The 25,808-nt window shown below is 47.1% G+C and carries 28 protein-coding genes; 2 read left to right on the forward strand and 26 right to left on the reverse strand.

The window, feature by feature from the left end:
- Positions 1-49: 49 nt before the first annotated feature.
- The 8 genes from FJQ58_RS30870 to FJQ58_RS30905 form a co-directional block, all read right to left on the reverse strand.
- Positions 50-1,024 carry a biotin--[acetyl-CoA-carboxylase] ligase gene (locus FJQ58_RS30870; protein WP_139999516.1) on the reverse strand — a complete coding sequence of 325 codons (975 nt, stop codon included), beginning with the start codon at positions 1,022-1,024 and terminating at the stop codon, positions 50-52.
- A gap of 86 nt (positions 1,025-1,110) precedes the next feature.
- Positions 1,111-2,388 carry a CCA tRNA nucleotidyltransferase gene (locus FJQ58_RS30875; protein WP_139999518.1) on the reverse strand — a complete coding sequence of 426 codons (1,278 nt, stop codon included), beginning with the start codon at positions 2,386-2,388 and terminating at the stop codon, positions 1,111-1,113.
- Positions 2,389-2,421: 33 nt separating this feature from the next.
- Positions 2,422-3,585: an N-acetyl-alpha-D-glucosaminyl L-malate synthase BshA gene (gene bshA, locus FJQ58_RS30880; protein WP_139999520.1), complete on the reverse strand. Its 1,164-nt coding sequence runs from the start codon at positions 3,583-3,585 to the stop codon at positions 2,422-2,424.
- Positions 3,586-3,648: 63 nt separating this feature from the next.
- Positions 3,649-4,347 carry a bacillithiol biosynthesis deacetylase BshB1 gene (gene bshB1 / locus FJQ58_RS30885; RefSeq protein ID WP_139999522.1) on the reverse strand — a complete coding sequence of 233 codons (699 nt, stop codon included), beginning with the start codon at positions 4,345-4,347 and terminating at the stop codon, positions 3,649-3,651.
- Positions 4,344-4,766: a methylglyoxal synthase gene (gene mgsA, locus FJQ58_RS30890; protein ID WP_139999524.1), complete on the reverse strand. Its 423-nt coding sequence runs from the start codon at positions 4,764-4,766 to the stop codon at positions 4,344-4,346. Before mgsA ends, bshB1 begins: the two co-directional genes overlap by 4 nt.
- Before the next feature lie 30 nt (positions 4,767-4,796).
- On the reverse strand, positions 4,797-5,603 hold the full coding sequence (gene dapB / locus FJQ58_RS30895; protein ID WP_139999526.1) for a 4-hydroxy-tetrahydrodipicolinate reductase: 807 nt from the start codon (positions 5,601-5,603) through the stop codon (positions 4,797-4,799).
- Positions 5,604-5,608: 5 nt separating this feature from the next.
- Positions 5,609-6,154 carry a tetratricopeptide repeat protein gene (locus FJQ58_RS30900; RefSeq protein ID WP_139999528.1) on the reverse strand — a complete coding sequence of 182 codons (546 nt, stop codon included), beginning with the start codon at positions 6,152-6,154 and terminating at the stop codon, positions 5,609-5,611.
- Between the two features lie 54 nt (positions 6,155-6,208).
- Positions 6,209-6,544 carry a nucleotide pyrophosphohydrolase gene (locus tag FJQ58_RS30905; protein ID WP_139999530.1) on the reverse strand — a complete coding sequence of 112 codons (336 nt, stop codon included), beginning with the start codon at positions 6,542-6,544 and terminating at the stop codon, positions 6,209-6,211.
- 187 nt (positions 6,545-6,731) lie between these two features.
- Between FJQ58_RS30905 and FJQ58_RS30910 the strand changes: the two genes are divergently transcribed.
- A complete protein-coding gene (locus FJQ58_RS30910) occupies positions 6,732-7,595 on the forward strand; it encodes a YitT family protein (protein WP_139999532.1) in 864 nt (287 codons plus the stop codon).
- 4 nt (positions 7,596-7,599) lie between these two features.
- Here FJQ58_RS30910 and FJQ58_RS30915 read toward each other — a convergent pair whose 3' ends face one another.
- The 13 genes from FJQ58_RS30915 to FJQ58_RS30975 all read right to left on the reverse strand — a co-directional run bounded on the left by FJQ58_RS30915 (position 7,600) and on the right by FJQ58_RS30975 (position 18,263).
- On the reverse strand, positions 7,600-8,472 hold the full coding sequence (locus tag FJQ58_RS30915; protein ID WP_162341877.1) for a sporulation protein YpjB: 873 nt from the start codon (positions 8,470-8,472) through the stop codon (positions 7,600-7,602).
- Between the two features lie 43 nt (positions 8,473-8,515).
- Positions 8,516-9,145, reverse strand: coding sequence for a DUF1405 domain-containing protein (locus FJQ58_RS30920; RefSeq protein ID WP_140000250.1), 630 nt, complete (start codon positions 9,143-9,145; stop codon positions 8,516-8,518).
- Between the two features lie 189 nt (positions 9,146-9,334).
- Positions 9,335-10,210: a menaquinol-cytochrome c reductase cytochrome b/c subunit gene (locus tag FJQ58_RS30925; protein ID WP_139999536.1), complete on the reverse strand. Its 876-nt coding sequence runs from the start codon at positions 10,208-10,210 to the stop codon at positions 9,335-9,337.
- A gap of 18 nt (positions 10,211-10,228) precedes the next feature.
- Entirely contained in the window at positions 10,229-10,900 is a 672-nt protein-coding gene (qcrB, locus tag FJQ58_RS30930; RefSeq protein ID WP_053376377.1) for a menaquinol-cytochrome c reductase cytochrome b subunit, read from the reverse strand.
- A gap of 16 nt (positions 10,901-10,916) precedes the next feature.
- The gene (locus FJQ58_RS30935; protein WP_139999538.1) at positions 10,917-11,450 is read right to left on the reverse strand and encodes a Rieske (2Fe-2S) protein; all 534 of its coding nucleotides are present in this window, start codon (positions 11,448-11,450) and stop codon (positions 10,917-10,919) included.
- Positions 11,451-11,691: 241 nt separating this feature from the next.
- Complete coding sequence (locus FJQ58_RS30940; protein ID WP_139999540.1) at positions 11,692-12,114, reverse strand: DUF2487 family protein; 423 nt, start codon at positions 12,112-12,114, stop codon at positions 11,692-11,694.
- Positions 12,115-12,304: 190 nt separating this feature from the next.
- Positions 12,305-12,487 (reverse strand): IDEAL domain-containing protein, encoded by a 183-nt coding sequence (locus FJQ58_RS30945; RefSeq protein ID WP_139999542.1) that lies wholly within the window; start codon positions 12,485-12,487, stop codon positions 12,305-12,307.
- A 22-nt stretch (positions 12,488-12,509) separates the two neighbouring features.
- Positions 12,510-13,016, reverse strand: a complete 507-nt coding sequence (locus FJQ58_RS30950) for a gamma carbonic anhydrase family protein (RefSeq protein ID WP_139999544.1) — start codon at positions 13,014-13,016, stop codon at positions 12,510-12,512.
- A 103-nt stretch (positions 13,017-13,119) separates the two neighbouring features.
- On the reverse strand, positions 13,120-14,298 hold the full coding sequence (locus tag FJQ58_RS30955) for a hypothetical protein (protein ID WP_139999546.1): 1,179 nt from the start codon (positions 14,296-14,298) through the stop codon (positions 13,120-13,122).
- Positions 14,299-14,492: 194 nt separating this feature from the next.
- A complete protein-coding gene (locus FJQ58_RS30960; protein WP_139999548.1) occupies positions 14,493-15,071 on the reverse strand; it encodes a histidine phosphatase family protein in 579 nt (192 codons plus the stop codon).
- A gap of 73 nt (positions 15,072-15,144) precedes the next feature.
- The gene (locus FJQ58_RS30965; RefSeq protein ID WP_139999550.1) at positions 15,145-15,747 is read right to left on the reverse strand and encodes an anti-sigma factor family protein; all 603 of its coding nucleotides are present in this window, start codon (positions 15,745-15,747) and stop codon (positions 15,145-15,147) included.
- On the reverse strand, positions 15,744-16,340 hold the full coding sequence (locus FJQ58_RS30970; RefSeq protein WP_139999552.1) for an RNA polymerase sigma factor: 597 nt from the start codon (positions 16,338-16,340) through the stop codon (positions 15,744-15,746). The genes FJQ58_RS30965 and FJQ58_RS30970 overlap by 4 nt, the downstream gene beginning before the upstream one ends.
- Before the next feature lie 477 nt (positions 16,341-16,817).
- Complete coding sequence (locus FJQ58_RS30975; RefSeq protein WP_139999554.1) at positions 16,818-18,263, reverse strand: HEAT repeat domain-containing protein; 1,446 nt, start codon at positions 18,261-18,263, stop codon at positions 16,818-16,820.
- 134 nt (positions 18,264-18,397) lie between these two features.
- Here FJQ58_RS30975 and FJQ58_RS30980 point away from each other — a divergent pair, with 134 nt between their 5' ends.
- On the forward strand, positions 18,398-19,276 hold the full coding sequence (locus FJQ58_RS30980; protein WP_139999556.1) for an AraC family transcriptional regulator: 879 nt from the start codon (positions 18,398-18,400) through the stop codon (positions 19,274-19,276).
- Here FJQ58_RS30980 and FJQ58_RS30985 read toward each other — a convergent pair.
- From FJQ58_RS30985 to FJQ58_RS31005, 5 genes are all read right to left on the reverse strand, one after another.
- Positions 19,273-20,127, reverse strand: a complete 855-nt coding sequence (locus FJQ58_RS30985) for a spore germination protein (RefSeq protein WP_162341879.1) — start codon at positions 20,125-20,127, stop codon at positions 19,273-19,275. The two genes, FJQ58_RS30980 and FJQ58_RS30985, sit on opposite strands and share 4 nt — an antisense overlap.
- Before the next feature lie 251 nt (positions 20,128-20,378).
- The gene (locus tag FJQ58_RS30990) at positions 20,379-21,425 is read right to left on the reverse strand and encodes an HD domain-containing phosphohydrolase (RefSeq protein ID WP_139999560.1); all 1,047 of its coding nucleotides are present in this window, start codon (positions 21,423-21,425) and stop codon (positions 20,379-20,381) included.
- Positions 21,426-21,428: 3 nt separating this feature from the next.
- Complete coding sequence (locus tag FJQ58_RS30995; RefSeq protein ID WP_139999562.1) at positions 21,429-21,860, reverse strand: response regulator; 432 nt, start codon at positions 21,858-21,860, stop codon at positions 21,429-21,431.
- A gap of 18 nt (positions 21,861-21,878) precedes the next feature.
- On the reverse strand, positions 21,879-24,236 hold the full coding sequence (locus tag FJQ58_RS31000) for an MHYT domain-containing protein (RefSeq protein WP_162341881.1): 2,358 nt from the start codon (positions 24,234-24,236) through the stop codon (positions 21,879-21,881).
- Between the two features lie 29 nt (positions 24,237-24,265).
- Positions 24,266-25,783, reverse strand: a complete 1,518-nt coding sequence (locus FJQ58_RS31005; protein ID WP_162341883.1) for a methyl-accepting chemotaxis protein — start codon at positions 25,781-25,783, stop codon at positions 24,266-24,268.
- Positions 25,784-25,808: the final 25 nt, after the last annotated feature.

The following is a 25,808-nucleotide window of genomic DNA, read 5'->3' on the forward strand; positions in this document are numbered from 1 at the left end:
TAGAACTAGTTTACCAAACTTTCAGCCATCCGTAAACGGTCACAGAAAGCTATATAGGTTCGCCCATCTCCGCGGAGAAAACAGGCCTCACTGTTCCGTCTTCCAATTTAATGCGTATGGCTCCGCTCTCGTCGAGTCCAATGGGGACCCCTATGAAATCGCCTTGAGGCGTGACCAAACGGGCCGGCTTGCCTAATGAAACGGATAACGCCTCCCACAGCGTCACGATAGGACCAAACCCTTGCTCTTGATAAAGGACATAAAGCTGCTCCCATTCCTTCAAAAATTCAGCAATTACATCTTCACGCGCCCATTTCTGACCGCTGCTGATCCGAAGCGAAGTTGCCTTCTCCAGCAAGCCAGCTGGATAGTCTGATTCATCCAGATTAACGCTAATGCCTATTCCGGCTATAACATAACGAAGGCGCTCATCCTCGGCAGCAGATTCAAGCAGAATTCCGCTAATTTTTTTGCCGTCAATGAGCAGATCATTTGGCCACTTAATGCCGATAGGCAAAGATGTTAGCCTCTTCAAGCTTCTGCAGAGGGCAACCGCCGTGAGCAGAGTCAACTGAGGCGCAAAATGAATCGGAACTTTCGGTCGGAGCACCATGCTCATCCAAACGCCCTTGCCTCGGGGCGACACCCAGCTTCGGCCCATACGTCCGCGCCCGCTTATTTGCTGCTCGGCTATAAACAGCGTTCCTTCTGCTGCGCCTTCCTCTGCTGCTGCACGCGCGAGGTTTTGGGTTGACTCCACCGTCTCATAGTAATGGATGGTTTGACCGAAGAGGCCCGTAGTCATGCGATTCGACAGCTCGTCCACCACTATTTGGTCAGGCTTACTTAACAGCTTGTAGCCTAGCCTTCTTGAAGCTTCGAATTGATATCCCGCCGCTTCCAGCTTTCGAATCTGCTTCCAAATCGCGGTTCTGCTAACTCCTAGCTCCTGGCTAATTCGCTCACCCGAAACGTATTCACCGGACCGGTTCTCGAACAATTGAAGCAGTGACTCGTGATTCATGTATGGTTCCTCCTTAGTTGAAGCAGCTGAGCCGGATGCTGAACTTTAATTCGGTCTAGTCCACGCAATCCGCTCGGCCAGTCAATTTATTGCTGCTTAGCTGCTTCTTGCAGCAATGCTTGCTTTTCATTTTCCAACACACCGATTGCAGCCAAAAACAGCAAACGATTCAAACATTCACTAACCCAAGGGCCGGCTTCACGCTGCAAATGCTTCATAAGGTCTCTGCCGCTCACGCTAAGCTGTTTTAAGGAAAGGATGGTTATTTCATTCAGCCAGCGTTCCAAATCGTTTAGAAGCTCTTTTGAGAAGCTTGAAGACTCCACTTGTGCTGCACGTGCAACCTGCAGCCAATCTCTGGCGGCAGCGTTTCCGCTGGCAAGGACAAGCTTCACCCATTGTTTTTGAAGCTCGCGCCCATGGGAAAGCTTTATACTAGATAACATGTCAAAATGCATTTGTACAACGGCTGCAATTCTTTTGCTTCGACCGTTCGGAAAGCGCAGCACCTGCAGAGCATAACTCGCGGTCTCGGCAGGCTGATTTAATGTAATAGCGATGAACGCCCAGCGTAAATCCAGATCGGCCAGTTCATGCAAACGTTCAAACAGCCTCGTGCTCAAAGCGGATTGCCCTGCTTCCTTCATCGCAAGTTCTATGTCAGGCCCGAGTGATTCTTTCAAGTGAAAAAGAAGCCCGCTTGCGGCAACAAACCGCAGTCCTCTCTGAGGCACGGCTCCCGCAAGCAATTTGTCTAATTCCACCTGAACCCTCTCAAGCGCTATAAAGCCCATTAAATGGCGATGTTGCAAAACCGCCCGCCAAGTATGATGAGCAGGCCGGAGCTGATAGATGCCGATAAAGCGGACAGCTCTCAGCATTCGAAGCGCGTCCTCTTGGAAGCGCGCATTGGAGTCGCCTACGGAACGGAGCCGTCTTTTTTTCAAATCCTGCACACCGCCATAGGGATCATGAAGCTCTCCGTCTAGCCCAAGCGCCATCGCGTTCATCGTAAAATCTCGCCGCAGCAGATCACCATCGAGCTCGGTAATATACTCCACGCTCTCCGGCTTGCGATGGGCTTCGTAAGCTGATTCCAGCCGAAAGGTCGTTACCTCATAGGTTTCTCCTTCGTGGAGTACCGTTATGGTGCCATGCTGCAAGCCCGTCGGAATGCAGCGCTCAAATAATTCAAGCACCTGCTCCGGACGGGCTGAAGTCGCAATATCCACATCTTTAATGGATAAGCCTAAAACCGTATCCCGGACTGCTCCGCCAACAAAAACGGCTTCGAAATGATGCTCTCGAAGCCGCTCAATAATCGGCAAGGCAGCCGCAATCGGATCAGGAAATGATAGGTGAATAACGACCGCCTTCCTTCACAAAAAGCTATTGGATTAATCGCTGCACACTGCAATCGGCAAATCCGCTTCAATGCCCAGTACCCGGTAATAGATTTGCTCGTATTGCGTGGTAATGACATCATTGCAAAATTCATTTCTAGCTCGGAATATGCAAGCCTCTTTAAACTGTGCATGCAGCTTCTCATCAAGCAGCAGCCGCTCCACGTTTTTGGCCATATCCTCTACATCGCCAATCGGCGAAAGGAAACCTGTCTCGCCATGCGTAATAAGCTCAGGAATGCCGCCAGCATCCGACCCAATCGTTGGCACGCCGCAGGCCATCGCCTCAAGCGCTACGAGACCAAAACTTTCCTTCTCTGACGGAAGCAATAGTACGTCGGCCATTGAAATAACCTGTGCTACATCCTCTTGTTTGCCAAGGAAATGAACCCTGTCCTCCAGCCCAAGCTGTCGGATTTTACATTGAATTTTTGATAGCTCCGGCCCCTCGCCTACAAGCAGAAGCTTAGATGGCACGTTTTGGGATACTTGAGCAAAAATATCCACGACGTCGCCGACACGCTTAACGGGACGGAAGTTGGAAATGTGCATTAAAATTTTCTCGTGCGGCTCAGCATAATCCGAGCGCAGCGATACCACGTCGCGCGGATAGTATACCCGCTTGTCGACAAAGTTGTAAGTTAAATCGATTGGCGTTGTAATATCCAGCAGTTGCCTGGTTTCATTGATCAAATCCGTGGAAACAGCGGTTACAGCGTCGCTTTGGTGGATGGCAAGCCGAATCAGGTTTTTCAAGGATTCATCCTGAGCGAGCACCGTAATATCTGTCCCGTGCAAAGTCGTAACGGTCTTCAAGCCGTCGCCATTCATCTGTTTGGCCAAATAAGCACAAACCGCATGGGGCACTGCGTAATGGACATGCAGCAAATCGAGCTGTTGCATTTTGGCTACTTGAGCCATCTTGCTCGCTAAAGCCAGATCGTAAGGCGGGAAACGGAACACATAATAATCGTTAACCTCAACCTCATGGTAAAATATATTTTTATTAAAGTGACCCAATCGAAACGGGATGCTGTGAGTAATAAAATGAATTTCATGACCTCGCTCTGCGAGCAGCTTCCCGAGCTCAGTAGCAACGACGCCTGAACCGCCCAGGGTTGGGTAGCAGGTTATGCCAATCTTTAATTTTCTCGCCAATGTTGTCGCGCCTCCTGTGTTCATCACGTATATCTATTGTATTACACAAGAGCTGTACGAATATCAAAATAATTGTACGGCGTGAGGTCGCTTTATCGCAAAGCCCTCGGCATACGCCCAGCCTCTTGTTTGTCCGAGCAGCGAATCACGCGCTTCTACCCGTTCCACATAATGATTCGTGAGCGGCGTAGCAACACGGTCTGAACCGGCTGCAGCTGCGTCGAATTGGGAACGGTAAGCTAGCAGCGCGTTTCGCTTTGTTTCTTGAAATTCACTGATATCTACAATCAAAGACACTTGGTCTACGTCATTTATATAATAATAAATCAACTGCGAGACTGAAACTGCAGGCAGTTCCGGCATATACCGGCGCAGCTTGGCATTAAAAACAGCTTCTTCAATTAATCGGCTTGCGGCCACATGGTCAGGATGCCTGTCCACCCAATAAGGAGCGAACACGACACGAGGCTGATGTTTGCGAATTTCCGCAACGATTCGCTCGATTTGCTGCTTCGATGGTTCAAGCCCGCGGTCTGGCAAGCCCAGATTGGAGCGCATGGCAAGACCAAGGACATGAGACGCGTCTGACGCTTCCTTCTTTCGCAGCTCTACTGTGCCGTTGGAGGACATCTCTGCTTCAGTCAAATCGCATACGCCAACCCGGAGGCCGGCTTGAACATGCTTGGCAATCGTGCCGCCCATTCCAATCTCGGCGTCGTCTGCGTGAGCCCCAAATACGAGAATATCCAGCGCCTCGCTCATTCCGCGACACCTGGTTTGTATTTATGGACAAGCTCACGCCAAGCAAAGTCGCCGCGTTCCAGCGCTTTGACCAACAATTCGGCTGTGGCCACGTTTGTTGCAACAGGGATACCCTGAACATCGCACAGTCGAAGCAAGGCAATAATGTCCGGCTCATGCGGCTGCGCCATTAGGGGATCGCGCAAAAATATAATCAAATCCATCTCATTCTGCGCTACTAATGCACCGATTTGCTGGTCTCCGCCAAGCGGCCCCGACATAAAGCGATGAATGGAGAGATTGGTTTGTTCCATAATTCGAGTACCCGTTGTACCGGTAGAATATAGCTTGTGCGGCACAAATACTTTCTCGTAGGCAATGACAAAGTTTACGATTTCCTCTTTTTTGCGATCATGTGCGATAAATGCAATGTTTAACATGCCGTTCCCCTCTCCTGCTGCCGAATCAAACTAATCCATAATATGTTCAAAGCCATAAATTAAGCCGCTGTAGGTCATAACCTTCTTGACAGCAACGTTTACGCCTGGCATATAGCCTGCGCGATCATAGGAATCATGACGGATCTTGAGCGTTTGCCCATGCCCGCCGAATACGACTTCTTGTTGTGCGAATACGCCTGGGAGCCTGACGCTATGTATACGGAATCCGTTATAGTAGCCGCCTCGCGCGCCTTCGATTACTTCTTCCTCTTTGGGATTTCCTTGTTTAAGCTCCATACGCGCCTGCGAGATGAGCTCTGCCGTTTTGATCGATGTGCCTGAAGGGGCATCCAGCTTCTGGTCGCCGTGATACTCTATAATTTCAACATGCGGCAAATACTTCGATGCTTCAGCCGCAAACTTCATCATTAGAATCGCGCCTATCGAGAAATTCGGAGCAATCAAGCCTCCAATGCCTTTCTCTTGGCAAAGCTCGTCCAACTCCTCGATCTGTTCAGGCGTAAATCCGGTTGTCCCCATAATGGGACGGACACCAAATGCGATCGATGTTTTGGCATTGGAATATGCCACTTGTGGAACCGTAAAGTCAACCAGCACATCCGCTTTGGCCCCGCTTAGCGCTTCTTCTAGCGTAGCGCTTGCCAAAACGCCCGTATTGGCCGCTCCGGCAAATATGCCGGCGTCTACGGGACCTGCCGAAGGAGCGACGGCCGCAACCAGTTGAAGCGTCTCATCCTCCAGCACCATTTTCACAACCTCACGGCCCATTCTTCCGCTAGCCCCTGCTACTGCAACTCGTATTTTTTGTATCGTCATGCTATTCACCTGTTCCTTTTTCTTTTTCTCGCATTCGTGCTCATATATAGCATCCGCCTTTTGCGATTCACATCGGCAAATAGCCTTCTTGCAGCCGAATGGCCCGGATCAAGCCGCACCGCTTCGCGCGCATTTTTGGTCGCTTGGTCGTACTGGCCACGGGAGGCATATAATACGCCAAGCGTGTAATACGCCCCAAAGCTAAGCGGATCAAGCATCGCAGCCTTCTCCAAAAGCTCTGCCGCTTCATCGAGCTGTGGCGGAACCTTTGCCAGCAAAATATCCGCTTCGGCAAGCAACAGCTTTGCCTCCACTGTCTGTAAATGATATTGGTACTCCGCATGTTCTGGCTCTAATTTCAAAGCATACTCGGCATGCTGCTTCGCTTTCAACCACTTGCCGCTGCGCGCGCAAGATACAGCGCATATATGATAATAAAACGCATTTTCAGGTTCAGCCGCTATCGCTTGTTCGAACCAATATATGGCTTGCTCGAAATCACTATTAAATATATATTCATAAGCCTTTTTGATGCAGCTCTCTCCATCCATCTGCCCATCCTCCTTGTACACAGGTTGATGGTACAGCATATGTAAGGAGCTTGTTTACAGTTCGGTTATTTTCTTCGTCCAACGATTGGCATCGCGGGTCGTAAATTTATGCATAACCTTATTATGTGCTTCCGTTAAATCAATATTGAGCGAATTAGCGAAGCAGGAAAGAATAAATAAAATGTCGCCCAGCTCCATTTCAACGGTGTTTTCCGCTTCATCCGCTTTTTTGGGCTTCTCTCCATAATAATGATTTACCTCGCGGGCAAGCTCGCCTACTTCTTCTGACATTCTAGCCATCAGGGCAAGCGGGCTAAAGTAGCCTTCTTTAAATTGCGAAATGTAATCATCTACTTCTCGCTGTATATCTGATAATGTTTTTTCGGACATCGCTACATTTCCTTTCCGTCGATAGCTATACCTCACTATGTTAACGTAAAGCTCTATTCAAAATCAATGTTTTTCGATTTAAGAAATTAAGCCATACTACACCTGAGCCAATGATTCCAAATCACAGCTTGGCTGCGCTGACATGAGGTCAGCATTGCTGAACAATAAATGAGGGAGTGTTAAAAGGATGACGAAAATGGTAAGGCAAATGCGAATCGTTATTCCGATCCTGCTGGGCACGGCAATCTATGCGTTCGGATTGCATTATTTCGTCATTCCCAACCAATTAATGGAGGGCGGCGTAACAGGTATCGCTGTATTGCTTAATTACGCAGCAAACATACCGCTTTCCATCTCTACACTCGTTTTGAATATTCCGTTGTTTTTCCTCGGCTGGAGAGCGCTAGGCCGCGGACAAATGATGTATACGCTCATCGGCATTATCGCCTTGTCAGGCTTCTTGGCATTGATGGAGCAGCTTATCGACCATCAATGGCTTATCCCTTTCACAAGTTCGCACGATTACATGTTAGCGGCTCTTTACGCAGGCGTGACCTTGGGAACAGGGCTTGGCATCGTATTTCGATTCGGAGGCACCACTGGAGGCGTAGATATTGTTGCACGGATCCTCTCACGGTCGAAGGGAATCAGCATGGGCCAAATTATTTTAGCGTTTGATGCGCTCATTATCGGAATTTCGTTGTTCTATATTTCCATAGAAAAGGTGCTTTACACGCTAGTTACCGTATTTATCGCTTCTAAGCTGATTGATTTCATCCAAGACGGCGCATATGCTGCAAAAGCCTTCTCCATCATCTCCGAACACGGCGAGGCGATTGCCGCTAAAATTACGCAAGAGCTGGAGCGTGGGGTCACGCTCGTCCCTGCAAAAGGCGCCTTCTCCGGACAGCAAAAAGAGATCGTCTATTGCGTTGTCCAGAGGCAAGAAATCCGCCGTCTGAAACTGATCGTTCGCAATATAGATCCCCGTGCGTTTATCGTTATCAATGAAGTGCAGGACGTGCTAGGCGAAGGCTTTAAAGAGGAATAGCTAATTATTGAATCGGCTTTACGCCAAACGGATTGGCTTTGTATTTCCTCCAGCCCGAGTACGTTAGAATTGCTGAAATAAGGGCTCCCATAAACAGCGTCCAGCTGAGTGGATTCGAAGTTGGCACAACGGCTATCGCCGGCATTGAATCCGCTCGTCCGCTCTGTTCGAACAAACGCATGACCGCTTCCTTCAGTGACATAATGGATCGGTCAACTGCGGCATCGTTGGTCCTATTGTTTGCGCTTGCTTCCAGCAACAGATTCGTATACCGGATCCTTTCCCCCGTCTCAGCCTCATACTTGCTTCCATATAATAAGGTCAACGCAGGTCGTATCCTTCCGGCATGCTCCTCCAAGCTTCTCATTGCGGCACGCGCAGCAACGGCCCCGTCATTCGTCTGGCGCTTCCAAGCTTTCTCTACGCGCGTCAGATCATCCAGCATAACCTTTTCATATTGCAGCCACAATGCATGCTCAGGCCGAACTAGAGCATCCGACGCCAGCCTTATTCGTGCTGCTTCCATCAGCCAGCCTGAACCGGTCTGACTGTTTAGAAGCGTTTTCTCTATGGCTGCCGCATCTTGTCCAATTACGAGCCAGCCCTCTGGTTGCCCGGAAGCATTCTTAAGTTCGCTAGCAATCACATGCTGCAACTGCTGAACATACTGGTAGCCCGCTTGACGGTTATTCGCAAAAGCGGCTTCATATAAGGAGCTTGCGATTTGGTCCAATCGCTGCAGCTGGTCAAATGAGCTCGTTGAAAATTGGTTTGCGGAAAATGCTTTGTCTGCTGGGGCTCCGCCCCATACCGTTCCTGCCAAGCCGGTCGTCATGAGGATACAAATGACGAATGGAATAAATAACCGCATCTTCATGGACATCCCCCCCATAGTACACTCTATGAGGGGATGTCCAACGTTATGCCTTCTTTCTAAAGCGCCAGACCAGCACAGCTGCTCCGAAGCTAAAGAAGGATAAACCATATGTAAATGCACGGACAGCGTCTAAATCATCATCAAGCTGGTCGGCCAGATACGGAAATACGCCATACGTATAGTCGACCGTGTCATTGAGAAGAAGCCAGCCTGTAGCAACAACAAGAGCAGCAAGGCCCGCTTTCATAAATCTAAAAAAGAGCAAAGCTTCAAAAGCCATCCCCAGATGGGACGCCATCAGCATAAAATGCTGCCAATTCAGCTCAGCGCCCTGCCACGCTCCTGCCAGGATCATCGAAACGGCCCAAATCCCGTACTTCACCGAGCAGACGACGGCCAAAGCTTCTATTATACTGCGGCCCACTTTGGCTGGCGCTGAAGGATTACGTGACGGAAATAAGAAATAGAGCAGCGTAAGCGTAAAGAACAAGCTTGCAGTCGGCGAATCAGGAACAAAAACGATTTGCCACAGTGGATGGTTATCAAGCGTATCGATCAGCTGGCTCTCATACCAGATGTAACCGTAGATCGTACCTCCCAAATTAACAAGAAACAACGGCCATAAAAAAGTACGGCTAAGTAAAAATTCGCGGCTCCAGAAATAAGCGAGCATGTTGAACCACTTCTCCTTCGACCTCTTAAAATGTTCTTGGTTCAAATAAAAACGCCTTCGGCTTCCATTAGACGCTGACGCAGCTTTGACGATAAAATATAAGCCTTTTATACGCTAATCAACCTATTCAATCTTATATTCCGAAAAAAAACCTGACCGTGGAATACGATCAGGTTTTTCTCGAACGGTTTATTCTGCTGTCGCTTTTTGCTTGGACAGCCATGTGGATAGCTCATCAATTTCTTCAGTCGAGAGTGATTCTTTGAAAGAAGGCATTGCGCCATTGCCCCGCCCATTCGTAATCGTCTCAACGAGTTGCTCTTTCGACAATCTGTCACCTACACCAATTAGGCTTGGTGCATTTCCTTGGCCTTTAAGATCAGCGGCGTGACAGCCAACACAAGCTGCTTGCTTCGCAATATCCATTGCTGGATCATTGGCGTCAACAAGTGAAGCTTCCACGGTTGGTTTCGTGTAGTTTGGACGCTCTTTTCCTGCTTCCGCAGCTTCACGAGCCTTCTCTTCCCGTTCAATATGTTCCGGAACTTGTCCGTTAATTTCCAATTGATGCTGGTAGTGATCCCAAGATACAACTGTCAAATAAACACATGCGATAAGCGTTAAGCCCATCAAGGAAGACGCGATTGGACGACGGTAGAAGCGGCGCTCCTTACCTGTATCCAAAAACGGTGCAAGCAGCAAAGCGCCGAACATAACACCCGGTATACCAACCGTACCTAGCAAGATGTAATCTTGCGAAACGTACGGGTATTTCAAAAATTGATACAGGAACAAGAAGTACCAGTCTGGCATCGGTATGAAAGCCGCGTTCGTCGGATCTGCTGGATAACCAAGCGGAGCCGGCTCAGCAATGACCCATACTAGAAAGCCAACTAGCACGACGCAGCCGACCATCCATTCCTTAAGCAGGAAGTTCGGAATAAATGCTTCCGATTTGCCTGGAAAAGATGTATAGTCCGGCGGAATGTTCGGATGGTTGTTTTTCTTGACACGCGAGTCGCCTACATAGACAACCTTCTCGTTCGAATTATGACCATGCGCCATAAGTAAGCCTCCCTTCGCTTAAAGTGGTCCAGAAATACCTTGTTTCCGAATCATGATAAAGTGCGCTGCCAACATTGCAATCAGTGCGCCAGGCAAGAAGAATACATGGATCGCAAAGAAACGTGTTAGCGTTTGCGCGCCTACGATATCGCCCCCATATAGGAATGAAGCGAGATACGGTCCGATCACCGGTACGGATTCAGCAATTTGGACACCAACTTTTGTTGCGTAGTAAGCTTTGTTATCCCAAGGAAGCAGGTAACCTGTAAATCCAAGGCCTAACATGATAAAGAAGATCAGCATTCCGACAACCCAGTTCATTTCGCGCGGTGCCTTGTAAGAACCGGTAAAAAACACTCGGAGGGTATGTAGGAACATCATAACGATAACTAAGCTTGCCCCAAAATGGTGCATGCCTCGAACAATTTGTCCGAATGCTACCTTGTGCTGCAGGTAATCAACGCTCGCATAAGCGTTAATGATGTCCGGAACATAATACATCGTCAAGAACATACCGGACAAGATTTGAATGACTGTGATGAAAAACGTCAAGCCGCCGAAGCAATAAACGAATGCAGAGAAATGATGTGCCGGGTTAACGTGCTCAGGCACTTCGTGGTCAGCCACATCTCTCCATAGCGGCGTAATGTCAAGACGTTCGTCGATCCAGTTGTATACACTTTTAAACATCTGCAATACGCCCTCCTTAACTCGTTCTTGTATTCGGCATTACTGGACCCAAGTACACGAATCCATTCTCGATCTTCACTTCGTATTCATCCAATGGATTTGGGGCAACCGATAGGTTTTTCCCGTCTTGCGTGTAACGCGCGTCATGGCAAGGGCAATCGTACTCGTTTTTCCCCTTTGTGTTCCAACCAATTGTACAGCCCAAGTGCTTACAAACTGGTGAAAGGGCAAAAATTGTACCGTTTGCATCTTTCGAGATCCATGCTGCAAGCTCTGGATCACTGACGTACCAACCGTCGATCTGATGAATTTTAAATTTGAATTCTTGCGGTTCGTTCGTAATTTTGCTCTCTTCCACAACTTTTACGTAAGTGCCCTCGCCCTTCTTCTCAAGGAGCGGGTCCACTGCAAAACGAACCATTGGCAATACCGCGCCGCCCATCATAAATGCAGTTGTGCCACCAAGCGTATATGACAAAAATTGACGCCGGGACATTTCTTTGCGCTGAACCGGTCGATGCGCGGTCTCGTGTTGTTCATGGTTACTCATCTTCTGTTCTAACCCCCTTTGCCAACCATATCTCGCGTCTTGCCGCAGGGCAAAAACACATGACGAACTAGGACATAACTTATAATAGCCTAGGTGCTTAGGAGCGTCAAGAATATGGCTTCATATTTGCATGGTTATCAAAATGCCGTTCAATAATTTGTTATTATTTTGTCACATTTGACCTTGTCTGGCATTTGTTTTCCCCAAATTTTGATGATATTATACGACAAATTCAAGATTTTCATCCAGCTTGCCCGCTCCATAAGCCTCGTATCGCTTCTGAAACCTCAGTTTGCAGTGGCAGTATGCCTCCCATTCCCGGCTTGAAGCATAAGTCAACTGCTGCGCTGTTCACATTTAACTCCGAATTAGCAGTAACCACAATCATATAACGAAAGCCTAAACGCTTCATGGATGAGCACCATTGTTCGATCTGTGTCTCCAATTGGACATTCACGTCGACATAATGCCATGCAGGGTATGTAACAACGCGGCCTTTAAACGGAATTTCTATCAAGTCCATCAGATCCCGCAGCTGCTCCAGCCATTCCGTCGCCTGATAAGGCGGTACTGCTTCCGTTATTCCGGTGACTGGAAGCAAGCAAGTATCTAAATACGGACTCAGCTCCTCCCATTGCTCTTTTGTAATCTCACTAAACTTCATTCTCTTCTACTCACTCCTTAACCTATTCGAAAGCGATTGCCAGTATTGCTGCTTCTATGTTACCTCCTAAACCGCCGATTGCCAATTGCTATATTCAGAAAAAAAAGCTTCCCTACACGTACAGCGGACCTACTCGTCCGTTTCAGTGTGGAAAGCTTCTTGTGCCCCAGCGTCCAAATGGCGAACGGCACTATCGTTTTAAAGCATTCAGCTGTTTCGCTAGACGGTAAAACGTATCCTCATCGCCTGCGGCCAGCGCCTTGTCGATGGCATCGTGAATTTTGGCAGTTTGAAATTTCAATACCGCATCGTCCAAAACAAATTCAGCAGCCAAACCAAGCATCGCTTCATACGTTACTTTCATTTTGTCCATAGGATACACCTCCAAACCGGCGTTAAGAGATCCTATATTCTATTCCCTTAGTCACATAGCTCTCCATCGTTTTTCTCATGCGCAATAAATCATCATCAGTTAGCTCTCTTACGACTTTGGCGGGTGAACCGATAGATAGAGTATAGGATGGTATTTTTTTGTTCTCTGTAACAATCGAACCGGCTCCTATTAAAGCATATTCACCAATGTCTGCGCCGTTAAGTACGATTGCCCCCATTCCAATTAATGTGCCTTTGCCTACGGTACAGCCGTGTATAATTGCAGAGTGCCCGACTGATACCTCATCAGCTAAAATGAGGGGTTGGTTTACATTTAAATGACCGACGACACCGTCTTGTATGTTGCAGCTATGCCCAATTTGTATTGGCGCGAGATCGCCGCGGAGAACGGCATTGAACCAAATCGTGCTTTTCTCCGCAATCGTCACATCGCCAATGATTTTTGCCCCTTCTGCTATGTACACGTCTTCGTGAATGTTAGGCCTTTTGCCTTGGTAGGGAATCAACAATGTTACCCGCTCCTTTTGATTGATCAAATATAGCAAGAACGCTACCGCTTATTGGTATACTCTAGCTTATTTTTGATCAAACACCAAGTGGAGCAAATGGGGCCTACTGAAGAGCCAACGCTCCGGGGTCCTCTATATTAAGACCGGATACTATGGCCGCTCCCGCCTTCGTCATCTTAACGACAGCCCCGTGCTGAGGATGCTCTCCCACACGCAGCAGTCCAAGATGAACCATCATCGTCATGATCCGCTTCTCCAATATTGTATTGGCATCATCATAATAGTAGGGTTTAATAAACGGAACCAGCACTGCTCTTAGCGAGTCCACTGTCACCCAATCAACGGCAAGTGCATTTATCCAGTGAACGAGAGACAGTAAATTAGTAATGGGACCCTTGTATAGCTTTAGCCAATAGCGATAAACTTGCTCCGCTTCGCCTGCCAGTCTGCCGCGCAGTCGTTCCTCCCCGGATCCCGTAACCGAAATCACCGTCTGGGTCTCGGTAATGTATTTTGCCGAGTAACAATAATCGTAGAGAAACGATACGCGGTTCGGGTAGTGGTTAAAATGTCTGCCATAACCAAAGCGCCATTCCCCTTTTGCCGGAAGCTCCTCTTGTACGCCGAACAGCTCTAGGAGCTGTACAACAAATCTCTTGTACATGGAACCATCTGCTGTAAGCTGCACCTCATTATGACGACAAAAGTGAAGCAGCTGCGTGATATCATCATGTATGAGCATTTGTTCGTCGCGGTAAACGGGCGGCTCATCCGTATAGAGGAGCTCCGTTGCAAACCTTCTAGCCAGCGATGCGCGAAAACGGGCTTTCAGGTCGATCGGCACTTGAAACAAGTATCTGCTAGGACCACTGAAGCCATTGAACAACCAACCCTGATGCTTAAATTTGGCTATCATTTCGCGCGGGGTTAAGGTTTTGTCAACCGCCTCCGCTTTTTTCTTCGTTTTTTTCTTCTTTGGCTGCGGCTCCGGGTCTGCTTGAGCTTCCGCTTCTCCTCCGAATCTGCTTTGCTGTACCCTTGCTAGCAAGTCCTCCAAGCTGAAGGAATTGCGTGCTTCAAATAGCAAAGAATTCAGAAAACGCAGGTCCTCTAGCTTCATGCTGTTAATTTGCGCTTCAAAGACATCATTACGACTTACGGTGGAGAGGATCGATTGAATCAAATCGTTTTTGGAATGTCCGTTGCACTCGCAACGGTAAACGTCTGCTATTCTGCTAAGCTGTTGAATATCCGCATAACCAAGCATATCCGATAAATTCATGGCGCTCTCTCCTTTCCGCAGTTCCCGCTCCATGCTGCTAGCGGTCTGCCTCGTAAGCTTGCTGTGCAATAGATTAGCGTCTGTTAAAATCATTATGGGAAAAAAAACAACATTTTATAACCTCCATCGAACGGCTTCACACAAAAAAAGAGCACGGCCTTCACCAATGTGAAGGCCGTGCTCTGATTTGTTTCCTAAGGGTTCAAGTGAACGATGCAATTGTAAAGCTGCGGATGCCATTTCTCTCCCTGCAGCTCCAATATCGAATAAGATAGATTATGTAAGTGCTGGTCATCCAGCTCCGTGCAAAGCTCAGCTAACATTTGTGCAAGAAAGCTGCCATGAGAAACGACGAGTAGATTCCGTTCGGGAGACTCTTGCTGCCATTGCTTGAGCGCGTTTAAAGCTCGGGCTCTTACCGCCTCATTCGGCTCAACGCCTTTCGCAACGTCTCGCCATTCTTTCCCCCAACGCTCATGTCTCTCTTGCTCCTTCGTTCCTTCCACTTCACCGAAGTAGCGCTCCCTCAACCGGGGATCAGCGTCTAGAAGCGGCAGGTTCAGCTTCTCTGCTATAATCGCTGCCGTTCTGTAAGCCCGTTTAAGATCGCTAGAAACGACCGCATCCCAAATCCGCGCTTCCCCGCTTAGTCGTTCGGCTAAAGCAATCGCTTGCTTTATACCTTCTTCATTTAAAGGGATATCCGTCTGGCCTTGTATTTTGCCTTCTGCGTTCCAATCCGTCTTTCCATGACGCACTAATCCTATCAACAAGACTGCATTCAGCTCCTTTAATTATTTATAATAAAACAAAAGCTCCCTAAGGAGCTTATCGGTAGTCGTGGTATTAGTTTCGCGTCCTCGAGAGCCAATTTAAAATAAGCAGTGTCATGATCATGCCGAGCAAGGATAAAGCCACATAATATTGTGGAAAGGCAGGCATAACCTTCAGAACAAAGGGATCACTAATGCTGGCGACAGGCACCTCTGCGTAAAAACCAGCGGTAATCATGCCATCTCCGGAGGCATTGGCAGTATCCATTAACCCGCTAAGCTCTGCAATTTCAGCTTGAGAGGCCCCTCCGGGATTGTCAAATACAAAGACGATAAGTGCACATGCAAACATCGCCATGCATGCTGCTACGATTAACGCTATATTCCGGCGAAACGATTTGGAAAATTGATAGCTCTTGTGCGGAACGGGCATCAACCAGGATTGTTCGGCATAAATGCGATCCATGACATTCCTGTTCATATGCTCAGTAAGTTCTAAATGATCGTCATCCTCCGATAGGAAACGTATCATATCCTCGCTTTCTTCCCAGATCCGAAATTGCTCTGCGCAAGACTTGCACTCCAGCAGATGTGCGTCTATGGCTATCCGTTCCCCATCATGCTCCGATAAATCCCAATATTCGCCGAATTTGTCTTGCGCATCGTTGCACTTCATCTCGTATTCATCCCTTCGAATTCTTCCATCAACGGCGTTTGTCCGAAATACGGCTCCAACTGCGTCTTAACGCTCGCTCTTGCCCGGAAAAGCAGTGACTTCACAGAACTTACCGTCTGCCCCAATATGTTAGCGATTTCCTGATAATCCAGCTGCTCATATTCCCGAAGAATAAGCGCTGAACGTTGTTTCTCAGGCAAGTTATTAATCGCTTCACGAACCATTGCCATTCTTTCATTCCGCAGCACATGCTGCTCCGGTACCGCATCCAGCGCGGCAACGGGCTCGAAACCGGATTCGTCGAGCGAGACATGCGCGGACTTCTGCTTGCGAAGCTCGCTTAGTACCGTATTGCGTGCAATCGTATACAGCCACGTCGAAAAAGAAGCATCCAATTCCCGAAAAGAATGCAGGCTGCGGTAGGCTTTATAAAATGTTTCGGAGCATAAATCCTCGGCTAATAGCTCCAGCTTTGCACTCTTTAGCATATGATAGATAAAAGCTAATATTTTACGTTGATAGCGCCGCATTAGCTCGGAGTAGAGCTCGACATTGCCATCCTTGATCTCGCGTATTAATTGGGAATCAGTCATGACAGGCGAACCTCCTCCACCTGCGGATTATTCCCGGACCGCCATACAGTATTGTACCGGCCGGGGAACGAAAAGTTGCGGTCTTTATCATAAAAAATTCTATAAATACGAGTATACATATTATTCGAGTTGCAAGGGCAAAATCCTGCCTCATTCGACAAAAGGATAAAATACAATATTTTTACAAATGAGCGGCTTTAAAAAGTAAAAAACCAGTCTTCTACAAAACTGGTTTCCCTATGTATATGACATCAGTTCATATAAATCGCTTTCAAGACACGATCGTGCGCTTCAAGCTGGCTGTTGCAAAAAAACATCTGGCATCCTGCTCTACGATATAATAACGAATACTTTCCATTTTGGCAATGTCGAAAACAGGATTATTGTTTAAATCGCTCAAATGGGCTGCACACAAAGCCGGATTGACTTTGTTGTACAGCCCATTTATTACATTCTAGGAAGTATGCTTTTGGCTACTTAAAACATGCTAGCCTTGTTCGTATCCGGGCACCAGCGTGCCGTCCTGTAATAGCGAAGCAAGACATCTATAGCCTCTGTCGTGCGCAAATAGGTGAGTGCTTCGAATGCATAGGCGCGTACGTAACGATCCCCGCTATCAAGCGCCATGCTTAATGCCGATATCACGACGCCTGCTTCACCATGCTTGCCTACCCGGAGCAAAGATAATGCCGCCCCATAGCCGATTTTATTTGTTATATAGCCTTGATCAAGCCATAGGCTGCTGTCAGAGTCTTGCTTCTCATTGACTACGGCTTGGATGAGCGTATTCGCCAGTGCTTCTATAGCTTGGGCCGAAGGCTCCTTAACTAGGCCAATGGCCTCGGCAGCCTGGCGCCGAACCTGATCGCTTTCATCCGCCAGCGCTTTCATCAAGGCCGGCAAGACCAGTTTCGCTGGGCTTCCGATCATACCGAGCGCGAAGCATGCCCATGAACGCCTTTCACGGTCTATATGACCCAATAGTCCAATTAAACCAGGTACGGCTTTAGCGCCTGCCGCAATGGCTCCATAGACCGCACGGCTCGCGGATAAGCTTGTTCCTTCTTGTAAGATCTTAATTAATTCATGAGCTCCTTCTTCACCTGCTTCTGCTAAGGTGTAAGCTCCATGTAGGGCGGAGCCTTCCTCTTCTGCGGCGACCAAACTCGCTAATAGCGATAGATGGGCTCTTTTGCTATCATCATCTTCCCTTGTATCCCCTTTCAGCCAGCTCCAAATATCTTGCCACAGTGGCAAATAGGTATCTGACGTTCCTTTGGGCAGCTGAAAAAGTTCCTCTTTATGGTTCCAATCCGGCTTTGAAGGGGCATTAAGCCTCGCGAATTGAAATTTAAGCATATATCGGTCCATATTGGACGTGTTCAGCGATGCCTTATGCCATAAGTCAAAGTGGACGAGCACCATGGTACCGGCAGGGCCGGTAGGCAGGAGAAATGGTTTATCGTCTCCCGGATAGGATTCATTATACTGAGATCCCGGCATAATTGCAGTAGGACCGAGCTCCTCCGTCACCGCCTGGGTATAATAAAAGACCATCGCCCACCATGGCCGGTGGCTGCGCATCGCGCTCCAGTAGCCATCCTTATGCCACTGGCCCCCGCCGGGGTTTTGATTAGCGGGCTGGTTATAGTGGCAATGGCGGTGCGGATGCAAATAATAGTCAGGTCCAAGTATGCCGGTTAATGCACCTTTAACGACTGGCGTCTCAAAAAACTTCTGGATATCCGGAACTCTTGGCAAAATATTATTACCCGGATTTCCTTCTTCCATCAATACGTGATGAACCTCTTCCATGACCTTCATATGCAGCTCATTAGGTAGCTCGTTATGGAGCACCAAATACCCCTGTGTAATGAATTGAATGATTTGTTCGTCAGTCAGCAAATAATTATTGGTTTGCATATCGTCCGCTCCTTATATAATCTTATAAGTACTGTGTTTACTTTATAAGATTAGGCGGAAGATGTATTTAGCGGACCGTCATGTATTTGCACAATCGTAGGATTTATCGAATCTTAAATTTGGGAGGCAGTCATTTGCATTTTTCATCCTTTCATCCTTATGTCTATTATGCCACGCGCTATCCATTCGCCAAGAGCCAGTCCAGCTTCCCTCGAATCTGTTATTCGAGCTCTATTTATTTGATCAGCGAAGGCAAAGGCACCCTTATCACTGGCGGCAGAACCTATATTGTCATTTCTGGGACGCTCGTCTACCTCCCTGCTGGCCAGTACCACGAATGGATAGCGGACGAAGAATGCCCAATGGTTCATATCTGCTGTTACTTTGATTGGCAATACGTGGACAGAGAAGCTCTATCGGATTGGTCGGCGCCGATCTGTTATCAACGGGATCAGCTGCAGGAACATTATGTCGGACCAGCCTTTCCTTATGTCATCCCAGAGGTCAGCAAAATTGGAAACATGCGTCCTTGGATCGATCATTTTCAGAGCTTTTATAAATCGGGAGATTACACGAGTGAAAAAACTTTTCTGAGGAGTTTATCGACGCAACGGAATTTTCAAGCCTTCATTGACTATTTTTTGCAGGGCATGCTGAAGGAGGATCATATTCCGGATCCTAGAATTGGCCGTTTGCTTCATGAGATGGAACAAAATATTTTAAGCGGTGCGGACTTTCCGCCAGCCTATTACTACGAGAGCTTACAAATGAGCCGTGGTCATTTTTTCGAAATTTTCAAGAAAACGACCGGGTACTCTCCTGTCCAATATATAAACCGATTCCGAATTGGCCGGGCCATGGAGGATCTGCTTCATACCAACTTAAGCGTCACGGACATTTCCGAGAAGTATCATTTTAGCTCCGTTCACTATTTTTCCAGGCTATTCTCCAAGCAAACAGGCTTGTCGCCTCGGGAATTTCGCTTTTCGGAGCAGTTCAAGAGAAACTATTAGGCTGTAGGCAACGGCTTCGTTCTTTTATGTTTAATCCAAGCCATGATAAGCATGAGCAGCGGAATTCCAAACATCAGGATTGGGAAAATATAAGGTACGGCCACATCCGGTCTTTCGGTCGCTTGGATTTGAGGAAACGGGGAAAAGGTTGAATCCTCGATTGCTTCCTCGATCATTGCGCTTTCCAGAATGCCATCCAGATCAATGGAAGCGAGTCGCTCGCTTATCGTCTGTATAATATCCTCTCTTGCAATACCGTCGACATATACCATATTAATCATCGTCTTTGAGTATCGTCCCAGCTCAAACATGATGGTTTTCATCGCCTGGGTGCGCAGCCTGCGTCTAAGTAATGACATATTCGTTGTTATATTCTCAGTAAAGCCCTCGCGAGGCCCCCGAACAACCGATTCGGATTGCGGCTCTTCTAAAGCTCTAACCTCAAATTTGGTTAAATCAATCGACAGCGCAGCTTCCACGCCCTCGACAAAGACAACCGTTCTGCCCATGACAATCGAGCTAACAACCTCTCCGTACCAATTCAACATTTTTTTGTTGCTTATCGAAAGGCGCGTAAAGCTATCGGTAGTAAACGTAGGGCCTTTAATTAGAGCAAGTTCCCGAATGACATGGGTTTCTAATTGAGCCGTATCCGTTAATCCTTGGAAGTACACCACAATTGCAGCGCATCCATTGCCTACGTTAAAGGAATGAATGACCAAATCCGCGCATTGCACAAAAAACTTATCAATGACCTCGCTGCTTCGCCCAAGGTCAGCGGAGATTTCTGACTGCTCAAGCCTTTTCAGTTCAGGATCGGTCATAAATTCCTCAATGGGCAAGGCTCTCAACGTCAGGCCTCCTTTTTTGTTAAGATTGATGGGCATCTTTGATTTGCGGAAACGGAATATCCTTAGCGTTCGGAAAAATAAGGATAAATATGCGCCACATAAGAAGTAACGCCTAACGGCGTCCTTTCTGTAGACGCCATCGTTTCTCCGAAACGTATAGAGAAAGTATGGTATATTCATATACTTTCCTATACGTCAAAAAACCACTCCTAAGAGTGGTTTCAACTAGCTTATTGTCCTGCCGGAAGCGATTAGCTTGGAATATAACGATGCTCCTTAAAGGTATGAAGAAATGCAGCGACAATTCGGGGGTCGAAGTGATATCCGCTTTGCCTTTCGATCTCCGCAAGCGCTTCTTCTGAGGTCCATGCTTCTTTATATGGACGCTCATGGGTTAATGCATCATAGAAATCAGCAATCGCCACAATGCGGGATTCTATTGGAATTTCCTCGCCGCACAGTCCTAAGGGGTAACCCGTCCCGTCCCACTTCTCATGATGCGAATGCGCGATAATGCCCGCCAGTTTCAATACGGCAAAGGAGCTTCCTTCCAAAATACTCGCTCCAATAACGGTATGCTGCTTCATCGTTTCGAACTCATGAGGCTCAAACCTCCCCGGTTTTAGGAGAATGTCATCGGAAATGCCAATCTTCCCGATATCATGCAGCGGCGCAGCTTTCCGAATCAAATTAACCTCCGCTTCCGATAGCCCCAATCCGCTTGCAATTAGACCCGACAGATACCCTACACGCTGGGTATGGCTCCCGGTCTTGTCATCCCTATACTCAGATGCCCTTCCAAGCAGCTGCAAAATTTCCAGCTTGGCTTGCTCTAATTCTTCCGTTCGAGTACGAACTCTCTCCTCAAGCGTGATGTTATGCTGCTGAAGCTGCAGATGAAGCTGCCGGGTTTTCAACAAATTATTAATTCGGAGAATAACCTCGTTCCGGTCATAGGGCTTGGTTAAAAAATCATTGGCCCCGGCTTGCAGTCCCTCTTGCTTTGCCTCAGGTGTTATATCTGCGCTAAGCATAAGGACTGGCAAATAGCTGTTCGAATCGACCATTGTGCGAATTAGTTTTAATGATTCAATGCCGTTCATTCCCGGCATATGCAGATCAAGCAGGATGATATCCGGATCTACCTCGGTAATTAGGCGTTCAATTTGATAAGGATCCATCGTGCTGTAGAGATTCTTAAATCCTGCGCGACCAAGGATTCTCTCCAGAAGGGTGATGTTATGCTCCTGGTCGTCAACAATTAATATTTTGGCAAGTTCCTTAAAAAATTCACCCATTTGCTATTCCCCATTCAACATAATATGCCTGTCCATCATGCTGCCATCATCCTTTGATTTGGCTGTGCCGGACCTCTCCAGATTAACTTGTATCTTATCCAACAGCCGGTTCAAGACAACTGGCTTCGTATCGAAATCGTCACAACCGGCGCGGTATGCGTCTTCTTCATCTCCCGTCATCGCGTGTGCAGTTAACGCAATGATCGGAATTGATTGCATTTCTGACATGCTCTTTAGCAATCGAGTCGCTGCCCAGCCATCCAATACAGGCAAGCTCATGTCCATTAAAATAAGATCGGGCTTCTCCTGAACAGCCATATCGACGCCTTCCTGCCCGTCTACTGCAGTAAGCACGTGGAAGCCTTTCCTGATGAGCCGCCTTGAGAGCATGTCCCTGTTCATCTCATTATCCTCTACTAGCAGAATCGTTGGCATCTCCCTACCTCCATCTCGTTAATTTATAAACTTTCTAATTTCCTTTAGAAGCGATTGCGGATTAAATGAACCTTTTTGAACAATGTTTTTCACATACCCATTTAATTTATTTCGATCTTCTTCCGTAATGGTTTTCGCGGTTAGCACCACGGTTGGGATGGAAAGCCATTCTTCCTTCTTCCGAAGTTCTTCAATGAACTGAAAGCCGTCCATTTCCGGCATCATCAAGTCCAGTAGGATTAACGTCGGCAATTCCTTCTCTAAACAGGATAACGCCAGTTTGCCATTCTGAGCCTGTACAACCGCGTATCCTTCCCGGTGAAGAAGCTTAGTCATAAGTTCGCTTGTTGGGGCATCGTCTTCAATGACAAGAACCGAGTGTTCTATGCGCTTCGATACGTACTTATCCATGACTTCTATTAAACGCTCACGCTGTACCGGCTTGGTCAGAAATTCCGAAGCTCCAAGCGAATAACCTAAATGCTGATCGTTTGTCATGGACCAAATTACGACGGGAATGTCAGCCAGCTCTGGATCGTTTTTCAACGCTGATAGCACACTCCAGCCATCCATGCTTGGCATCAGTATATCCAGACAAATGACTTTAGGCTTCAGCAGCTTTGCAAGCCTCAAGCCTTCTTGACCGTTCTCTGCTGCAGCCATCGTCCAGCCTTCCTTAGCGAGATAGCGCTCCATCAACTGCCTGTTGGATGCTTCATCATCTATGAGCAGGATGCTAATCTGTTCATTTTGTTCTTTGGCATTCGAAATATAGCTTGTCGATGCTTTGGTGACCGGTTCGAGCTCTATCGCCGCATCCGGCAGCCAGCAAGTAAATGTACTGCCCTCGCCAAATACACTGTCCACATGAATATCACCGCTAAGCAGGCTGCAGAAGCGCTGGCTGATGGCTAAACCGAGACCGGTACCGCCATATTTGCGCGTAGTCGATGAATCGGCTTGTGTAAAAGGTTGGAACAGCTTGTCCAACTGCTCAGGCGTCATTCCAATGCCCGTATCCCGAACACGGAAGCAATACCCGTTATGTTGATTGACTGCTTCACGAGTGACTTCCAAAGTGATTGTACCTTCCTTCGTAAATTTACCCGCGTTGCTTAGTAAATTGATAAGAATCTGCCTAAGCTTCGTCACATCAGTCGTGATGTCGCCATCTACGCTTTTTATTTCAAGTCGGTTACTGCTCGCTTCAATTAAGGGATTAACGGTTGTTATGACGTCATTAATGAGTCCGGACAAGCTGATCGTTTCCAAATGGATATCCATTTTTCCCGCTTCGATTTTCGAAATATCCAATATATCGTTGATAAGCGAAAGAAGATGGTTTCCCGCTTTGCTTATTTTCCCTAAATCCTCCACAAAAGTAAGCTCGCCTATCTCTTCTGCTTCTTCCTGCAAAATTTCGCTGTAACCAATAATCGCATTCAACGGCGTTCGAAGCTCATGGCTCATATTGGCCAAAAACTGGCTCTTGATCATATTCGCTTTAATGGCTTCGTCATGTGCCTTCTCCAGCTGCGCCGTTCTTTCAGCTACCAGATCCTCTAAATTCTCGTTCAATAGAAGAAGCTTCTGATTGATCGCAAATATTTCGGCCGTTTTCTCTTGAATCTCTGAATCTTGAAATGACATTCGCTTTGAAATATAGACGCCAAGCAAAAATAGGCCAAGCGTAAACAAAGTACCCCCCGCGATAAAATAAGCAAGCCATTTCTGGTCCAGCAACATCCCCGTTGACATTGCCGATTTTGTCCCTATTTCAAAATGGGCAGACATCATGCCCGTATAATGCATTCCGACAATTGCCGCGCCCATAATAAGTCCGCTACCCATTTTTTTCCACTCGCCGTTGCCTTCCATATCTTGACGGAAATAAAAAGCGAGCCATAGCGATGCCCAAGATGCTACAAGTGCTATAAGAATGGATAGCGTGAAAAAAATAGGGTTATACGTAATATCAATTTGCATGGCCGCCATTCCGATATAATGCATAGAGGAGATGCCAAGCGCAAATAATAATCCGCCACGAAGCAAACGGCCCTTCGTAAGCTGCTCGCGACTTACGATAAACAAGGCAATTGCAGCAGCAATAATGGCAACTAGAACCGAAAGCATAACCATCGTCATATCATACGCGACCGAAATAGGAAGCTTAAACGCTAGCATCCCCACAAAATGCATCGACCAGATGCCTGTACCCATAGCCATAGCTCCGAACAATAACCAGAGCCATCGACTCCTGCCTTTGGCTGTAGAAACCCTGCCAGCTAAGTTCAGTGCGGTATACGAGGCAGCTACAGCAACAATATAAGAAAAAATAACAAGTACAATATCGTGCGAGCCATGAATATGCTCCATAAATACTCCTTCTTTCACTTTCATTTGGGTTAAGCTGTAAATTGGCCTTTCAAGGTGAGCGACAAATCCTTAAGTTGCCTGATTTCCTGATCCACCTGTTGGGAGCTTCTAAATTGCTGATCTGCAATGACCATTAGCTGTCTCATCGAAACGATGCCTTGTTCGATTACGGATGAGATTTGAAGCATTTCGTTAGAGAAGCCTGCCGAATCCTCTTGAATCGTTGTGATCATTTGATTCATGGCAATCATAAACTGCAGTAGTTCTTGAATTGTTTGCTTGACCTGTGCAAAGTCCTCTGCGAAAGCCTCTACATAGCTTACGGATTGATGAATAAACTCGAGGCTGCCTTCGATTTGGCTCGCGGTTAATTCACTTTCCGAACGAATGTCGGTCATGAGCTCACGAATGTCCGCAGCAGTGTCGTTGCTTTGTCCAGCAAGCTTACGGATTTCTCCAGCGACAACTCCGAATCCCTTTCCGTACTCGCCTGCTCTTGCTGCTTCAATGGAAGCATTTAAAGCGAGCAGTTGTGTTTGGTCTGCAACCGCTTGAATTTTCCCAACCATTTCCTCTGCCTTCTGTGACGACTGTTGAAGCATAAACATCGTTGTGGCTACGTGATGAATCGAACCAGAAATATGCAGCATATCATGTTTCAAAGATTCCACTTTTTCATAATTTCCCAGTATGGACTTCTCTGTGATTATCGCATTCCTCTTCATGGTATCGGCATTCGATAGAACAGTTTGAATAGCAATTCTAATATTATGAAGCTTGTCGTCCATCTGCTCTAAAGATAACGATTGATCGCCAAGACCGCCTGTCACTTCTTCAAATGCATAGCCCATTTCCTTGTTGCTTTGCACATTCTGAATGGATGTTCCGGAGACTACGGAAGAGGTATGGATAATTTGCCCTGTCAAGGATTGCACATCCTCTAGCAAAGCCAATAATTTATCTTCCTTACTTTGTTTCTCAGCTTCCAGATAACTCGTAATCCTAAGCTTAGATCTGATTTGCCAACTGGTGGCGATAGCAGTAATCAACAGGAACGCCGCATGAATGGTGACCATGAGAAACGAGTAGCTCTCTGTTCCAAAAACCAATTGTGGGGAAAAAAAGTAGCCCCCAACATGCTGCACGGCAAACAAAATCGTCATCATTGCGATTAAACCTATTTTTTCGTAATAAGCAACCGCAGCAATGACCATAAAGATGGAAAAATGAAATTCTACGCTTCCGCCACTGCCGCTAATCATGGAAAAGCTGCAGAACGTTAATGTGAGCGTATTCAGCCATGATACATAGGCATGGCTATTGTTTTTGAAAAAATAGGTGATCGTTAAACTCAAACTTAAAAACGGCAATACAAAAAAACCGATTTGCGCCCCTAAGATCAGACTGTTCATTTCATACCCTTGGCCATGCATCCCCGCAGAGTGCTGAAACGGATTCTTCGTCTTCGTTATTATGAAAATGAACGCATTCAGTAAAATGGCTGCAATCGAAAACCACAGCATCAATCTATTTTTCTTGTCTAGCATAATCAAGTATTCATCCTTCCAACTC

The sequence above is a fragment of the Paenibacillus paridis genome (assembly GCF_006345825.1).
Taxonomy (GTDB): domain Bacteria; phylum Bacillota; class Bacilli; order Paenibacillales; family Paenibacillaceae; genus Pristimantibacillus; species Pristimantibacillus paridis.

Coding starts and splice junctions, on each gene's coding strand:
- FJQ58_RS30870 (WP_139999516.1), bottom strand. CDS start 1,024: ATGAATCACGAGTCACTGCTTCAATTGTTCGAGAACCGGTCCGGTGAA.
- bshB1 (WP_139999522.1), bottom strand. CDS start 4,347: ATGAGCGAGGCGCTGGATATTCTCGTATTTGGGGCTCACGCAGACGAC.
- mgsA (WP_139999524.1), bottom strand. CDS start 4,766: ATGTTAAACATTGCATTTATCGCACATGATCGCAAAAAAGAGGAAATC.
- dapB (WP_139999526.1), bottom strand. CDS start 5,603: ATGACGATACAAAAAATACGAGTTGCAGTAGCAGGGGCTAGCGGAAGA.
- FJQ58_RS30900 (WP_139999528.1), bottom strand. CDS start 6,154: ATGGATGGAGAGAGCTGCATCAAAAAGGCTTATGAATATATATTTAAT.
- FJQ58_RS30905 (WP_139999530.1), bottom strand. CDS start 6,544: ATGTCCGAAAAAACATTATCAGATATACAGCGAGAAGTAGATGATTAC.
- FJQ58_RS30910 (WP_139999532.1), top strand. CDS start 6,732: ATGACGAAAATGGTAAGGCAAATGCGAATCGTTATTCCGATCCTGCTG.
- FJQ58_RS30915 (WP_162341877.1), bottom strand. CDS start 8,472: ATGAAGATGCGGTTATTTATTCCATTCGTCATTTGTATCCTCATGACG.
- FJQ58_RS30920 (WP_140000250.1), bottom strand. CDS start 9,145: ATGCTCGCTTATTTCTGGAGCCGCGAATTTTTACTTAGCCGTACTTTT.
- FJQ58_RS30925 (WP_139999536.1), bottom strand. CDS start 10,210: ATGGCGCATGGTCATAATTCGAACGAGAAGGTTGTCTATGTAGGCGAC.
- qcrB (WP_053376377.1), bottom strand. CDS start 10,900: ATGTTTAAAAGTGTATACAACTGGATCGACGAACGTCTTGACATTACG.
- FJQ58_RS30935 (WP_139999538.1), bottom strand. CDS start 11,450: ATGAGTAACCATGAACAACACGAGACCGCGCATCGACCGGTTCAGCGC.
- FJQ58_RS30940 (WP_139999540.1), bottom strand. CDS start 12,114: ATGAAGTTTAGTGAGATTACAAAAGAGCAATGGGAGGAGCTGAGTCCG.
- FJQ58_RS30945 (WP_139999542.1), bottom strand. CDS start 12,487: ATGGACAAAATGAAAGTAACGTATGAAGCGATGCTTGGTTTGGCTGCT.
- FJQ58_RS30955 (WP_139999546.1), bottom strand. CDS start 14,298: ATGAATTTATCGGATATGCTTGGTTATGCGGATATTCAACAGCTTAGC.
- FJQ58_RS30965 (WP_139999550.1), bottom strand. CDS start 15,747: ATGAAGTGCAACGATGCGCAAGACAAATTCGGCGAATATTGGGATTTA.
- FJQ58_RS30970 (WP_139999552.1), bottom strand. CDS start 16,340: ATGACTGATTCCCAATTAATACGCGAGATCAAGGATGGCAATGTCGAG.
- FJQ58_RS30975 (WP_139999554.1), bottom strand. CDS start 18,263: ATGCAAACCAATAATTATTTGCTGACTGACGAACAAATCATTCAATTC.
- FJQ58_RS30990 (WP_139999560.1), bottom strand. CDS start 21,425: ATGGGTGAATTTTTTAAGGAACTTGCCAAAATATTAATTGTTGACGAC.
- FJQ58_RS30995 (WP_139999562.1), bottom strand. CDS start 21,860: ATGCCAACGATTCTGCTAGTAGAGGATAATGAGATGAACAGGGACATG.
- FJQ58_RS31000 (WP_162341881.1), bottom strand. CDS start 24,236: ATGGAGCATATTCATGGCTCGCACGATATTGTACTTGTTATTTTTTCT.
- FJQ58_RS31005 (WP_162341883.1), bottom strand. CDS start 25,783: ATGCTAGACAAGAAAAATAGATTGATGCTGTGGTTTTCGATTGCAGCC.